This window comes from Pseudomonas sp. LBUM1641 (assembly GCF_059716235.1).
Window position 1 is genome coordinate 2,408,978 of the sequence record NZ_CP166815.1, and the last position, 15,257, is coordinate 2,424,234.

Below are 15,257 nucleotides of genomic sequence, written 5' to 3' on the forward strand. Positions count from 1 at the left end.
GCTTGCGCTGCACATGTTCAAGGTAAACCTTCATGGCTAACTTCTTTATCAACCGGCCAATTTTCGCCTGGGTGATCGCTATCGTGATCATGCTCGCCGGTGCACTGGCGATTCTTAAATTGCCGGTCAACCAGTACCCGAACATTGCGGCCCCGGCCGTGATCATCACCGTGACCTACCCGGGGGCTTCGGCGCAGACTGTGCAAGACACGGTGGTGCAGGTCATCGAGCAGCAACTCAACAACCTCGACGGCCTGCGTTACATCTCTTCGGAGAGTAACAGCGATGGCAGCACCAACATCATCGTGACGTTCGACCAGGGGACCAACGCCGACATTGCCCAGGTCCAAGTGCAGAACAAGTTGCAACTGGCCACGCCACTGCTGCCGCAGGAAGTGCAGAAGCAAGGGCTGCGGGTAGCCAAATATCAGATCAACTTCATGCTGATCGTCGGTTTGTATTCCGAAGACGGCTCCATGGATGACTTCGACATTGGCAACTACATCGTGTCGAACATGAAAGATCCGATTACTCGCTCTAAAGGGGTCGGCGACTTCCTGATGCTGGGGGCCCAGTACGCCATGCGTATCTGGGTCGACCCGCAGAAACTCAACAGCTTCCAGTTGACGTCCCAGGACGTGATCGACGCCGTGCAAGCGGAAAACGTACAAATTTCCTCGGGCTCCCTGGGTGGTCTGCCGACCCACAAAGGCGTGCAGTTGAACGCGACGATCCTCGGCACATCCCGAATGAAAACCGCTGAAGAATTCAGTGAGATCTTGCTCAAGGTCAATCCGGATGGTTCACAGGTACGGGTCAAGGATGTCGCCGAAGTCGGTCTTGGTTCCGAGAACTTCTCGATTTCCGGCACTTACAACGGCAAGCCGGCAGCGGCCCTGGCGTTGCGCCTGGCCACCGGCGCCAACCTGTTGGACACGGTGAAAGGCGTGCGCGAAACCGTGGCGGAACTGGAGCCGTATTTCCCCAAAGGCCTGAAAGTGGTGTTCCCTTACGACACTTCACCTGTGGTGGGCGCCTCGATTCATGAGGTGGTGAAAACCCTGTTCGAAGGCATCCTGCTGGTGTTCCTGGTGATGTACCTGTTCATGCAGAACATCCGCGCCACGCTGATCCCGACGCTGGCGGTGCCGGTGGTGCTGCTGGGAACATTCGGCATCCTCTCGGCCTTCGGCTTCACCATCAATACGCTGACCATGTTCGGAATGGTGCTGGCGATCGGTCTGCTGGTGGATGACGCCATCGTTGTGGTGGAAAACGTCGAGCGGGTAATGTCCGAGGACGGCTCGTCGCCCAAGGAGGCCACGCGCAAATCCATAGCGCAAATCCAGGGCGCATTGGTGGGTATTGCCCTGGTGCTCAGTGCGGTGTTCGTGCCTATGGCGTTTTTCGGCGGGGCGACGGGCATTATCTATCGGCAGTTTTCGGTGACCATCGTTTCGGCCATGGCCCTGTCGGTGTTAGTGGCGCTGATTTTCACCCCGGCGCTGTGCGCGACCATTCTCAAACCCATCGATCCTGATCATCACCACAAAAAGGGCTTTTTCGGCTGGTTCAACCGGACCTTTGATCGGGGTGCAGATAAGTACAAAAACAGTGTGGCGACGATTGCCAGGCGCAAAGGCCTGTTCCTGGCGATTTACGTGTTAATCGTCGGCGCCATGGTCTGGTTATTTCCACAGATTCCGACCGCGTTCTTGCCAGATGAGGACCAAGGCACCATGGTCGTTCAGGTGCAGATGCCGCCCAACAGCAGTGCTGGCAGGACTCAAGTGGTGCTCGATGAGATCCGCAGCTACCTGATGGAGCAGGAAAAGGACGTGCTGGAGTCGGCCTACACGGTCAACGGCTTTAATTTCGCGGGGCGCGGCCAGAACTCCGGCATGTTGTTCATCGGTCTTAAACCATGGGAGGAGCGTGAAGGCAGTGACACCTCCATTTTTGCCTTCACCAAGCGCTTGCAAGCGCGGATTTCGCAGATCAAGGACGGTACGGCAATCGCTATCGTGCCACCGGCCATTCTGGAGATGGGTAACGCCAAAGGCTTCGACATGTTCTTGCAGGATCGTACGGGTATGGGCCATGAAAAGCTGATGGCGGCGCGCAACCAGTTCCTGCAACTGGCGGCTCAGGATCCAGCCCTGATGAACGTGCGTCCCAACGGTTTGAACGATGAGCCGCAGTATCAGGTGGTGGTCGACAACGAGAAGGCCCGAGCCCTGCAGGTCAGTATCAGCGACATCAACAACACCATGAGTACGGCGTGGGGGGCTTCTTATGTGAACGACTTCATTGATCGCGGTCGAGTCAAAAAGGTCTATGTGCAAGGTGAAATCGATTCGAGGATCTCTCCGGAAGATTTCGATAAGTGGTACGTGCGCAATGCCCGTGGCGAGATGGTGAAGTTCTCGACGTTTGCCAGTGGCTACTGGACCCATGGTTCACCCAAGCTTGAGCGTTACAACGGCATTCCAGCCGTGGAAATCATGGGTGAACCGGCCAGCGGTTATAGCTCCGGTGACGCCATGCAAGCCGTGGAGCGGATCGTCGAGCAGTTGCCTGAGGGCATCGGTATGCAGTTTACCGGTATCTCTTATGAAGAGCGGCTATCTGGCTCTCAGGCACCGGCGTTGTACGCCATTTCCGTGCTGATCGTGTTTCTCTGCCTGGCCGCGCTCTATGAGAGTTGGTCAGTGCCGGTGTCTGTGATCATGGTAGTGCCGCTCGGTGTGATCGGCGCAGTCGTGGCAACGTTGATGCGAGGGCTATCTAACGACGTGTTTTTCCAGGTCGGGCTGTTGACGACGGTGGGACTGTCGGCGAAAAACGCGTGAATCGCCCCGGATTCTCTAGACACCTTGCAAGCTCATTGCGTAACGTTTTTCAAACTCTACCGGTGACAGCTGATTGTTGAAACCATGGCGGCGTTTTGCGTTGTAGAACATTTCGATGTAATCAAACACATCACTGCGAGCATCTTCCCGCGTGGTGTAGATTTTTCGCTTGATCCGTTCCCGTTTCAGAAGCTGGAAAAAGCTCTCGGCCACGGCGTTGTCATGACAATTGCCTCGGCGGCTCATGCTGGCAACCAAATTGTTTGCCTTCAAAAAACTGCGCCAATCGGAGCTGCTGTACTGGCTGCCCTGGTCGGAATGAACCATCACCTCTTGTTTCGGTTTTCGCCTCCAAACCGCCATCAATAACGCATCAATGGCCAAATCACTGGTCATCTGCGCCTTCATTGACCAGCCAATGACCTGACGAGAAAACAGATCCAGCACCACCGCCAAATACAACCAACCTTCATACGTACGAATGTAGGTGATGTCGGTGACCCAAATTTTGTTAGGTTCTACGACATCGAACTGGCGCTCCAGTAAATTGGGTGAGGCGACCGCTGGCTTACCGCCGTATTTGCCAGGACGGCGTCGATACCCTGTCTGAGAGCGCAGACCTTCAAGACGCATCAGCCTCGCCACACGATGCCGACCACAAGCTTCACCGACCTCGCGCAGGTCGTCATGGATTTTGCGATAGCCATAAACTCCGCCGCTCTCCAGCCACGAGTGCTTGATCAAACCCAGCAATCGCTGGTCGTCTTTAGCGCGTGCAGATTGCGGCTCAGACAACCAAGCGTAATAACCACTGGGATGGACTTTCAGCGTCAGGCAAAGCCGTCGAATGGAATAGTCGCCCGCGCGCTGCTTGATAAAGGCGTACTTCAGCCGCACTCCTTGGCAAAGTACGCGGCGGCCTTTTTTAAGATGTCTCGCTCTTCAGTGACCCGCTTGAGTTCCGCTCGCAGACGACGCAGTTCAGCGTGCTGATCGTCGTCTTGCTGCCGTTCTGCCTGAGGTTTGCTGTAGCGCTTTATCCAGGCATAGAGGCTATGCGTCGACACGCCAAGACGCGCCGCCACATCAGCGACAGGCAGCTTCTTTTCGGTCACTTGATTGACCGCTTGGATTTTGAATTCTTCGGGATAACGTGGGTTGCTCATGGCACCTCCTGATTGGCCTCAGTTTAAGGCATGGAGGTGTCTACGAAACCCGGGGCGATTCACCTCGACGTTGGACACGGTGAGGATATAACCGTCTGCATCAATGCCGCGAAGATGGAATCGTTCCATGAAGCCGTCCTTGAATTGCGTTCAGAGAGCTACTTTAATAGAGCCAATGTTGACTGCTTCTGGGCGTTGCTGCCCATCACAGGTGCGGCCTTTTTATAAGTGTCTGCGCTCAAGATTTTCTGGGCTGGTCGCCATTTTCGAGGTACATCCCACCGATTTCAGTCACAGACCCATCGACGAGTCTAGGCCTGCCGAGGTGAATCAAATGTTCGCGTCAGTTTCGGTTGCAACCAGCGATTGCCATTCACATCAAAGAACACCTCAATCATCGTCCTGCAGATATCAAGATGAGCGCCTGCACGTTCTATGGAGCTCGCTTTTAAGCAATGCTATCCAGACATCTGTGCGTCCAACATCGCTGCAGCGGATACTTGCCCCCCCGAACCGTCCCCCTCCCCCGACTTTTTGCCCGAACGCCGGCGATTAACTTATCTCGGGCGCCGCTGTTTTTCCTGCACCGCACTCCATCCATCCTTTCACTTGCCATTTATCTCAACTGCTGTTGATATAAATCGCGACTGGACGTAGGCTCCTGAAAAAGCCGGATCCGTTACGTCGTCGACCTAAAGCTCCAGCGCGTGTGCCATTACAATAATAAGGACACAAGAGATGAAACGTTGGTCAGTACTTGTTGGGTGTTTTCTCGGAATGAGCATCGCGTCGCCGGCCATTCTGCTGATTCCGCTGGGCCTGTTCATGAAAGCGGTGACCGCCGAGTTCACTTGGTCGCGTACCGATTTTGCGATCATCATTTCTGTCGCGTCGATCTGCAACGCGCTGGTGATGCCACTGGCTGGCTTACTCATTGACCGCTTTGGCGCGCGCCGTGTCGCGCTGGTCGGTACGGTGTTGGGATGCGGTAGCTACATGTGCCTGTCGCTCATTCACTCGTTTCCCGCGTTCGTTGCAATCACGGCGCTGAGTGTGGCGTTCGGCAATCTGGCGAGTTATCCGGCCTTCCTGTTTTTGACCCAACGTTGGTTCGATAAACACCTGGGGTTGGCCTTTGCGATCACGTCCTCGGGCCTTGCGGTCGGCACCGGCGCATTCTCCTATCTGATTTCGCAGAACATTGCATTGAATGGCTGGCGCGAGGCGTTTCTGGTGGCTGGGGCGACTGCGCTGGCGATTGGTCTGGTCAATCTCGCGGTGTTTGTCCGTGACAACAATGGGCCGATCCCGGAGGCCGAGCGTCGCGCTGAAAAAAGCCAGCTTGAGGTGATTGGCATGACATTGCGAGAGGCCATGGCCACCCGTGATTTTTGGCTGTATTCGCTGGCCTTTGCACTCGTGCTGTTTGGCGTCGTGGGGGCCAGCGTTCACTTGCCGGCGATGCTCTCTGATTGGGGCGCGTCCGCCAATCAGATCGCCGGCATTGTTGCGGCGGGTTCTGCCGGATCATTGTTTGGGCGACTGTTTGGCGGTGCCTTGCTCGACCATCTGCACACCCGAACCGTGGCGGGGCTTTTCCTCACCTGCCAGTTGATTGGCTTTCTGATGTTGCTGGACGGGCTGCACTGGGCACTGGCTGCCAGTTTCCTGATTGGCGCGACCCAGGGTGCCGAGATCGACATCCTCGGTTATCTGATTTCCCGCCGCTTTGGCAAATTGGCGTATGCACGGATCTTTGGCAGCGCCTTTTCGGTGACGTTGCTGGGCGCCATTATCGGCCCGTTCGTGTTGGGCATGGTGTTCGATAAAAGCGGCTCGTACCGTACAGGGTTGATGCTGTTTCCGATACTCCCGGTCGCGGCGTTTGGCTTGTTGTGTCTGTCTGCCAAGTCGCCGAATCAGCCACAGCGTGTGATCGCGCCTGAAGCCACCTAGCAAAAACAAGCAATACGGCCACCGTGCGTGCCTGCGCCGTGCCTGCGCCGTGGCCGGCTGTAACGCTAATGACTACCGAAAATAAAAATAAAAGGAAATTGTATGCGGCCCCATCTCAACGGGACGAGCCGAATCCGTAAGCATACGCCTGAATTTGTACGCATGACGCTGGCGGCACTTTTGGCGATCTGGGCGGCTCACTCGCTGAATGCTCGCGCTGAAACAAACCCATCGCCGCAGAACGTCGGGGGTCAGGTCGCCCTGGAATTGAAGCAGCCGGCTAAAAGCCTTGACCAGGCAGCTACGAAAAAAAACCTGCCCGACAGCCAACTACTAGGTCATATCATCGAACGTAAAAAGCAGTTCGCGAAGATCGATGCACTGGTTGAACACGGCCAACTGACCGAGCTGCCGCCACCGTCGGAAAGTAGCCTCGGTGACGTGGGCGGCTTTCGCAGTGATCTGGCTGATCACAGCATCGGTTTCAACATGTTGAACATGACCACCTTTGCCAACAACTACCTCGATCATGACCGCCGCAAACCGCAAGCCTACAGCGGTGAACGCCCGACGTACTCGTCAAACCTGCTGGTCGGATTTACCTACGATCTGGAGCGGGTCGGTCTCGACAATGGGCAGTTCATTTTCGGCGTTGGCAGCTATTACTCCAGCTGGGATGAAGTGAATCCTTCATCGAAATTCAGCTACACGCGCATCGCGTACTACCAGAGCCTGTGGGACAAAACCGTCGAATTCAAAATTGGCGTGCTGCCCAACGATCTGGAGTTTAACGGCCCGCTTACCGGCGGCACGTTAGTAGGTGGCACTCAGGGTTTGCAAGCAGTCATCCCGTTTCAAGTGGGTTTGACCCACACGCCGGTGTCCAGCCCAGCAGCCAATGTCACGTTGAATTACGGAGATTTACATAACAAGTTCGGCGTTCAACGCAGTATCAGCCCAGACGGTATGAGGCCGGAAATCGACCTCCATTTGGGCGAGCTCGACCTGCATGTCGATCACGCCGATGCGCTGTACATCGATGAGCTTGGTTACAAGCGCGCCTCTGCGCCTGGGACCCCGTATGCGTGGTTGCGTGTCGGTTACATCCACAACACCTCGGAGTACACGCAGTTCCTCAGTAACGAGCGCAGTGATGACAATTACGCCGGCTACGTGTTGGGCGACTTTCAGTTTTATCAATTCGACAGCGCCATTGCCTCTCGTGGCCTGTATGCCTGGTTTACCTAAATGACCGCGCCCGAAGATCGCAACCTGGACGCCAACAAAAAATTCGACTCGTTCCATGTGTCCAATGCCGACGACTCGAAATCGACAACACTCGCTTGCAACATGCACGTTGGCGCCGGCACCTATGTTCGCGCAGGGCTGAGTTATGCCGAGCATCCGGCGTTCAGTCCGGATGTCAAAGACGCCCTCAATTTGCAAGCCAGCTTCACGCTGTTTTTCTAACCATCGATTGACCAAAGAATTAATCACCCCCCCGGTGGATACCGGCGATAGACAAGGGAGTTTCCCCATGAGTGATACGCAAAAAATTTACACACCCTCCACGCCATTGCCACCGGCCCGAACCGGCCTGTTAACCGCTTTTGAACCGGGCACACGCACCCTCGAAAAAGGCTTTCAGATCGCCCCGCAATTTCGCCCGATTCCGGTCGATATCGTGTTCGAGAAGGACGTCGCGGTACAGTTGCGCGATGGCGTGACTATTTACGTCGACGTGTTCCGCCCGGCGGGAAGCGCAAAGGTGCCGGTCATTGTGGCCTGGAGTCCTTACGGAAAAGGGCAGGGCACCTCCGCCAGCGTGATGGGCGTGTTCGGCCTGGTCGGCCTAAACAACAATGTCGTATCCGGCCTGGCCAAGTTCGAAGCGCCGGATCCTGCGTATTGGTGCGCCAACGGTTACGCGATCTGCAACCCGGACATTCGAGGCTGCGTCGATTCTGAAGGCGACAGTGTGCTTTGGGATCGCCAAGACGGTCGTGATTGCCACGACCTGATCAACTGGCTCGCGGAGCAGTCATGGTGCAGCGGCAATGTCGGCATGAGCGGCACCTCATACCTGGCCGTTTCGCAATGGTTTACCGCCGCCGAACAGCCTGCTGCGCTGAAAGCCATCAACCCGTGGGAAGGCGTGAGCGACGTCTACCGCGACCTGGCGCTGCGCGGCGGCATGCCTGATCTCGCCTTCGCCGGTATGTTGCAGAAAGGCAGTTTCTTCGGCAAGCACCAGAAAGAAGACATCCTCGCCGAAGCCGCGCGATACCCGCTGATGAACGAGCTGTGGGAGAACAAAATCCCCGACTTCTCGTGCATCAATGTGCCGTCATATATCGTCGCCAGCTATTCCAATACACTGCACACCGCCGGTACGTTCCGTGCTTGGCGGCGGATTGCTTCTCAGGACAAATGGCTGCGCATCCACAACAGCCAAGAATGGCCGGATTACTACGACGAAGCGAACGTCGACGACTTGCGCTGCTTCTTCGACCGTTACCTCAAAGGCCAAGCCAACGACTGGGAGTCCACCCCTCGCGTGCGTTATGCCGTGCACGACTTCAAGGGCGGTGATCAGGTGAATGTCGCGGCGCAAGAGTTCCCGCCGCAAGGGGCGGTATCGACCAGGTTCTACCTTGACGGTCGCTCGCGCACCTTGGCCACCGAAGCACCGGCGGCCGATGTGGCGGTCTCCTATAGCGTCGCTAACAACCCGAATGCGGTCTCGTTCATCACCCGCTTCGACCAGGTGACCGAGCTGGTCGGCTATCCGAAGGCGCACCTTTGGGTGGAAGCCAAGGGCGCCGACGACATGGACTTGTTTGTGCTGTTGCAGAAACTCGATGCCTACGGCACGCCACTGCAGCAGTTCACCACGCCTAACCACAGCGCAATGATCCACGATCTCACTGATCACGGCGCGACCATTCTTCGCTACAAAGGCTCTGATGGCCGCTTGCGTGTCTCGGCGCGGCATCTGGATAAAGAGCTTTCAAGCGCGGACGTGCCGGCTCACAGCTTTGATCGTGTGGAAAAGCTCGCTCCGGGCGAGATCGTCGACGTCGAGATCGACCTGTTGCCGCTTGGCATCAAGTTCTATCCCGGCGAACAGCTGCGCTTCGTCATCAGCTCGCGCAATCTGATGGGTACGATGATGCCCGGCATCGCCGAGTACGCCGGCGCCAACAGCGGCGAACACGTGATCCACACCGGCGGTGAACACGCCTCCTACCTGCAACTCCCCGTCAAACTTAGCTGATCCCTGGTGTGCGCCGTGCTCTTCAAAGGGCAGGGCGCACTTCACCTGTGGCGCTGAAGAGCCTGTGTTGATAGCGCTATGGTTTCCTTTCAGGAGATGAATGCATTGATCCTTATCACCTCGGCCAACGGTAACCAGGGAAAGCGACTGGTTCCCAAACTGCTCGTGACAGGCCATCAAGTGCGGGCTTGCGTCAGAACTGAATCCTCAGCCGAGGAACTGCGCAAGGTCGGCGTACAGCAAGTGCTAGTGGGCGATCTTGCCGATCCGGCGTTCATTTTTCAGGTCATGAAGGGCATAAAAAGCGTGTACCACATCGGCCCAACGTTGCATCACGACGAACGCGCAATGGGTTTCGCCATGATTGATGCAGCCAGGGAAGAGGGCGTAGAGTATTTCGTGTTCAGCTCTGTACTGCACGCCATCGCCAGCGAGTTGATCCAGCACGAGATCAAGCGCGACATTGAAGAACACCTGCTGTCCTCCGGGCTCGAATACACCATTGTGCAACCCGCCAATTACATGCTGCCTACACGCATGAAAGCGGTATTCGAGGAAGGCGTGTTCCGTTTGGCTTGGTCGCTGGACCGGCGCCAGTCGATGGTCGATCTGGAAGACTTTACCGACGTGGTCGCATTGGTGCTGTCTGACCGCGAGCGACACGGCGGGGCTACCTACGAGCTGGTCGGCCCCGGACGGTTCACCGCGCACGAGATCGGCGCGGTTGCTTCGCGAGTGCTGGGTCGCGAGATAAAGGTTGAGCGCTTCGATGTGGAAGTGTTCGTCCGCGAACGTTTCGGCAATATCGAGCCCGAAGCGCTTCAGCATATGTTGCGTATGAATCTCGCCATCGCCAGGCATTACTGCCGCCACGACTTCGTGGGTAACTCCAACGTGCTGTCATTTCTGTTGGGCCGTGCGCCGACCACGTTCGAGGCGTTTGTTCGTAGGGAATACGAGAATTTTAAGGATGGTTTGAAAACGCTTTCCGATTGAAGCTGCTGACTTATACCTCTTCCCTGGGCCGCCTGTGCAATGCGGCGGCTCCCGCGCAAATCCAAGGCTATTACCGTTTCAACTGACTCCCATCTTTATTAGCCATTGGCCGAGCTATACGCCCACGCGATAGGCTTTGGCCGTTAGGAATGCAGTGCCTCTTTAACCAAAAAAACAACAACAAGAAGCTCTCATATGCTCAGTTTTCATTGGTGTTTTCTGCCGTCTTCGCTTGGGCTCTGGTCTGCTTCATCACCGTGCCAGGGTGCATTTCTGTGATAGCCCATGCGCTCGGAAACCTATCGGTTGGTAGCAAATTATGGCTGGGTTTCGGCCTGGTGCTGTTGTCGACGTTAGCTGTTGCAGCAACAGCGTTTTACGCCTTCAACGTGCTCGAAACACGCGCCAGGAAGATGAACGATGTCGCCGCTGTTGAATCGCTGATCCTGCAGGCGCAGGTAGCGGTCAAGGCATTCGGCCTGAACCTGGCTGAGGACGAGGCCAATAAGGTCGCAGCGCTCACCGCTGAGCTGGTTTCGTTGCTGGAAAAGTCCGCAGTGGGGACTGGGCAAAGCGCCTCGAAAGAAGCTGCGAACCAATATCTCGCTCAGTTCAAACGCTACGCTCAAGCTCAACGCAATGCCCGTGAGGCTCGCCTGCGCATGCAGCAACTGGCCCAGGTGGTGGGTGAACGCTTCACTGTGGTGATGCTTGATCAACTCGACGCGGTCAACCTGCTGGCTTCGCGTGCCCTGCCGGCGGATGCGGTACGCATGCTGCAACTGGAGCAAGCCTCCACGCTGCGCGACAAGCTGGCGAACCTGCGTGATAGCGAACTCTATTTCACTCTGCAAGGCAGCACGCAAGTGCGCAACGACTGGGAAGTACGGGTAATTGAACTGCGCTCCTACATGGAAAACCTTGAGTTGCGTCTCGAAGGTTCCGAGCGCGAATCGCTGAACCAGGCCCGTACAGCGTTGGATGAATACCGTGCCGCGTTCAACCGTTACGCCGCGAGCCACGAGCAAACCGGCGACAGCCAAGCGGCGATGAATGGCGCCGCGGAAAAAGTCAGTCAATTGCTTAGCGAAGTTCGCGCTGCACAGGTTGAAGCGTCGCAGGCGATGAGTCAGCGGGTATCACGATTGCTGGAGGTGATCGTGTTCTTGGCGCTCGCTTTGGGCATCGGCGCCAGCCTGTTGATTCGTCACTTGATTCTGCAGCCGCTGCGTCAGGCGGTTGAACTAACCCGGCGTGTGGCATCAGGTGATCTGAGTGCGCAAATTGACTCTGCAGGACGCCGTGATGAACTGGGTCAGTTGCTCGGCAGCGTCGGCGTCATGCTGGAAAGTTTACGTGGGCTGATCGGCCGGATTGGCCAGGGCGTCGGGCAGTTGAACCACGCCGCCGACAGTCTGGTGCAGGTCACCGAACGCACGCGTCAGGGCGTCGACTTGCAGCGTGAAGAAACAGAACTGGCGGCCACCGCGATGCAACAGATGGCCGCCACCGCCCTGGACGTCGCGCGCAATGCCAGTCAGACCCGCCACGCCGTCGAACAGGCCAATAATCAGGCGCGCAAAGGCGAAGCATTGGTGCATCAGGCGACCACCAAGATCGGTCACCTGGCCGAAGAAATGAGCGGCTGTTCCGAAGCCATGGGTTCGTTACTCAACGAGAGTGCAGCGATCGGCAAGGTACTCGATGTGATCAGTGCCTTGGCCGGGCAGACCAATCTATTGGCCCTCAATGCGGCGATCGAAGCTGCACGGGCCGGAGAAAACGGTCGTGGCTTTGCTGTGGTTGCGGACGAGGTACGCAACCTCGCGCGGCGCACGCAAACCTCCACTGACGACATCGCCGCAATCATTCAACAGTTGCGAGTCGTCGCTGAACATGCCGCCAGCCGCTTGCAGGGCAGTCAAGTGCTGACTGGCGAAAGCGTCGTGCTCGCCGCGCAAGCGTCAAAAGCCCTACAGGAAATTGCGGCGGCCGTGTCGACGGTTGAGCAGATGAGTCAGCAGATCGCGGCGGCGGCCGAACAGCAGAGCGCGGTAACTGGACAGGTTGGCGAAAGCATGCAGCGGATACGTGCGGTGTCTGAGCAAAGTACCGCTGCCAGCGGCTTGCTTGACGCCTCGGTGCGCGGCCTGAAGCAGGTGGGCGGCGCGCTTAACGCGGCCGTTGGCGGTTTTCGCACGGCATCTTGATATGAGTTCATTTGAAGTCTTTTGGCTTAGTACGGCGGCGTATTCTGTCGGTTCATCCCTAAGCAAACAACAACAAGAGTGGAGGCAGATATGAGTTCGCTAAATGAAAGTTCGATCCCTGGGTCATTGGCTTCACTGGATAGCGACCGGGATGAAACGCAGGAGTGGCTTGAGTCGCTGGAGGCTGTCGTGCGCGATGGTGGATTCGAGCGCGGCCAGTTTCTGCTGAAACAGTTAGAGCAACACGCAAGAGCACTTGGCATCACCTCGCATGTGCACCCGTACTCGGCGTATCGGAACACAATTCCGATTGAACGGCAGGGTCCCTACCCAGGGGACCTTGCTGTCGAGGAACGGATCACGTCGATCATTCGCTGGAATGCATTGGCCATGGTGGTGCGCGCAAACCAGGCCTACGGGGATCTGGGTGGGCATATCGCGAGTTATGCTTCCGCCGCGGAAATCTTCGAGGTCGGTTTCAACCATTTCTTCCGTGCGCGTGACGAAAGTCACGGTGGTGATCTGGTGTTTTATCAGCCGCACTCGGCGCCGGGTGTCTACGCCCGTGCGTTCCTTGAGGGCAGGCTATCCGAGGAACAACTGGCCAACTATCGCCAGGAAGTCGGCGGCAACGGGCTGAGCTCCTACCCACACCCTTGGTTGATGCCGGACTTCTGGCAGTTTCCGACCGGCTCGATGGGCATTGGTCCGATCAGTGCGGTTTATCAAGCGCGCTACATGCGCTACCTCGAACACCGCAACCTGGCCGAAACTGCCGACCGGCATGTGTGGGGCGTATTTGGTGACGGTGAAATGGACGAGCCCGAATCGATCGCCGGGCTCACGCTCGCGGCGCGGGAAAAACTCGACAACCTGACCTTTATCGTCAACTGCAACTTGCAGCGTCTGGACGGCCCGGTGCGTGGCAACGGTCAAGTCATTCAAGAACTCGAAGCGTTGTTCACGGGCGCCGGCTGGAATGTCGTCAAAGTCATTTGGGGCTCGGACTGGGATCCGTTGTTTTCGCGGGACACCAACAACGCCTTGCTGCAACGCTTTGCCCAAACCGTCGATGGACAATACCAGACGCTGGGTTCAAAGGACGGCGCCTACAACCTGCTGCACTTTTTCCAGCAGGATCCAGAGATTAAAGAACTGGTCTCGCATATGTCAGATGCCGAAATCGACGCGCTGAAACGCGGCGGTCATGATTTCCGCAAGCTGCATGCAGCGTTCGCTGCGGCCAAGGCGCACAAGGGCCGACCAACCGTCATCCTGGCCAAAACCAAAAAAGGTTACGGCATGGGCGGCGCCGGCGAATCGCGGATGACCTCGCACCAGGCCAAAAAGCTCGATATCGATGCGCTGAAGGCGTTCCGCGATCGTTTCGCGCTGCCGCTCTCGGACGATGACGTCGCGCAACTACGCTTCTATCGCCCGGCCGAAGACAGCCAGGAGATGCGTTACCTGCGCGAGCGACGAACTGCGCTGGGCGGCTACATGCCGGCGCGGCAGAAGGGCAGTGAGCACGTCGCCATCCCGGCGTTGGCTGACTACGCACGTTTCGCCTTCGAGTCTGACGGCAAGGAGATGTCTACCACCATGGCTGTGGTGCGCATGCTTGGTGGCCTGCTCAAAGACAAAGAACTTGGGCCGCGTGTGGTTCCAATCGTTGCCGATGAAGCGCGTACCTTCGGCATGGCCAACCTGTTCCGTCAGATCGGTATCTACTCACCGCTCGGCCAACTGTACGAGCCAGAAGATGCCGGTTCGATGCTGTATTACCGTGAAGCCCGTGACGGCCAATTACTGGAGGAGGGCATCACCGAAGCCGGTGCATTGTCTTCGTGGGTCGCTGCCGCGACGTCTTACAGCGCGCACGGCAAACCGATGCTGCCGTTCTACATCTACTACTCGATGTTCGGTTTCCAGCGTGTTGGCGACCTGATTTGGGCAGCGGCCGACCAACGCGCACGTGGCTTCCTGCTTGGCGCCACCGCTGGGCGTACCACGCTGGGCGGAGAAGGGCTGCAGCACCAGGATGGTAGCAGCCATGTGGTGGCGGCCACCGTTCCTAACTGCCGCGCCTATGACCCGGCCTTCGCCGGTGAGCTTGCGGTGATTGTCGACCATGGCATGCGCCAGATGATGGAACGCGATGTCGATGAGTTCTATTACATCACCGTGATGAACGAGAACTATGCCCAGCCTTCCTTACCGTCCGGTGTGGAAGATCAAATTATTCGCGGCATGTATCGCTACGCCGAGACGCATGCCCGCGCATCGCGCGGAACCGTGCGCCTGCTTGGCTCAGGCACCATTCTGCGTGAAGTCATCGCGGCATCTGAACTGCTGGCAACTGACTGGCAGGTGTCGAGCGAAGTCTTCAGCGTCACCAGTTTCAGCGAATTGGCGCGTGAAGCGCGAGAAGTGGAGCGACGTAATCGTCTGAATCCCACTGAGCCTGAGCAAGTCAGCCATCTCTGCGCCACGCTGGCAGGCAACGCGCCGGTGATTGTCGCCTCCGACTATGTGCGCGCCTGGCCGCAACTGATCGCCAGTTACGTCGACGCACGCTTTATTGCCCTGGGTACCGACGGCTTTGGTCGCAGCGATACCCGCGCCGCGTTGCGCAGCTTCTTTGAAGTCGATCGGCATCAAGTGGTTCTGGCTGCACTGGACGGTCTGGTGCGTGACGGCAGCTTGCAGCGTCAGGTGCTGGCCGATGCCATTGAGCGCTATGGCCTGAAAGGTGATAGCCCGGCGCCGTGGACACGCTAAGCGGTTTTTCTCTTCGCAC

General features: G+C 57.3%; 9 protein-coding genes and 1 pseudogene. 9 read left to right on the top strand and 1 reads right to left on the bottom strand.

Features of this window, described 5'->3' with window-relative positions; all coding sequences use genetic code 11:
• Positions 1–32 precede the first annotated feature (32 nt).
• Positions 33–2,852, top strand: coding sequence for an efflux RND transporter permease subunit (locus ACA046_RS11160; protein ID WP_497676489.1), 2,820 nt, complete (start codon positions 33–35; stop codon positions 2,850–2,852).
• A 15-nt stretch (positions 2,853–2,867) separates the two neighbouring features.
• Here the strand turns inward: ACA046_RS11160 and ACA046_RS11165 are convergent.
• A protein-coding gene (locus ACA046_RS11165; RefSeq protein ID WP_497675450.1) for an IS3 family transposase occupies positions 2,868–4,018 on the bottom strand; the annotation gives its coding sequence in 2 pieces (ribosomal slippage) (positions 2,868–3,784 and positions 3,784–4,018; 1,152 coding nt in all).
• A 777-nt stretch (positions 4,019–4,795) separates the two neighbouring features.
• Here ACA046_RS11165 and ACA046_RS11170 point away from each other — a divergent pair.
• The 8 genes and pseudogenes from ACA046_RS11170 (at position 4,796) to mdeB (ending at position 15,238) form a co-directional block, all read left to right on the top strand.
• A complete protein-coding gene (locus ACA046_RS11170; protein ID WP_497677066.1) occupies positions 4,796–5,974 on the top strand; it encodes an MFS transporter in 1,179 nt (392 codons plus the stop codon).
• A 102-nt stretch (positions 5,975–6,076) separates the two neighbouring features.
• Positions 6,077–7,222, top strand: a complete 1,146-nt coding sequence (locus tag ACA046_RS11175) for a carbohydrate porin (RefSeq protein WP_497676490.1) — start codon at positions 6,077–6,079, stop codon at positions 7,220–7,222.
• Positions 7,223–7,444, top strand: a complete 222-nt coding sequence (locus ACA046_RS11180; RefSeq protein WP_497676491.1) for a hypothetical protein — start codon at positions 7,223–7,225, stop codon at positions 7,442–7,444.
• 67 nt (positions 7,445–7,511) lie between these two features.
• Positions 7,512–9,251: a CocE/NonD family hydrolase gene (locus tag ACA046_RS11185; protein ID WP_497676492.1), complete on the top strand. Its 1,740-nt coding sequence runs from the start codon at positions 7,512–7,514 to the stop codon at positions 9,249–9,251.
• Positions 9,252–9,347: 96 nt separating this feature from the next.
• Complete coding sequence (locus tag ACA046_RS11190; protein WP_497676493.1) at positions 9,348–10,247, top strand: SDR family oxidoreductase; 900 nt, start codon at positions 9,348–9,350, stop codon at positions 10,245–10,247.
• A gap of 1,124 nt (positions 10,248–11,371) precedes the next feature.
• Positions 11,372–11,593 (top strand): annotated as a pseudogene (locus ACA046_RS11195) (HAMP domain-containing protein); the annotation flags it as partial.
• Positions 11,588–12,457, top strand: a complete 870-nt coding sequence (locus tag ACA046_RS11200) for a methyl-accepting chemotaxis protein (RefSeq protein ID WP_497677067.1) — start codon at positions 11,588–11,590, stop codon at positions 12,455–12,457. The pseudogene ACA046_RS11195 and the gene ACA046_RS11200, both read left to right, overlap by 6 nt.
• A 90-nt stretch (positions 12,458–12,547) precedes the next feature.
• Positions 12,548–15,238 carry an alpha-ketoglutarate dehydrogenase gene (mdeB, locus tag ACA046_RS11205; RefSeq protein WP_497676494.1) on the top strand — a complete coding sequence of 897 codons (2,691 nt, stop codon included), beginning with the start codon at positions 12,548–12,550 and terminating at the stop codon, positions 15,236–15,238.
• The last annotated feature ends 19 nt before the right edge of the window (positions 15,239–15,257 follow it).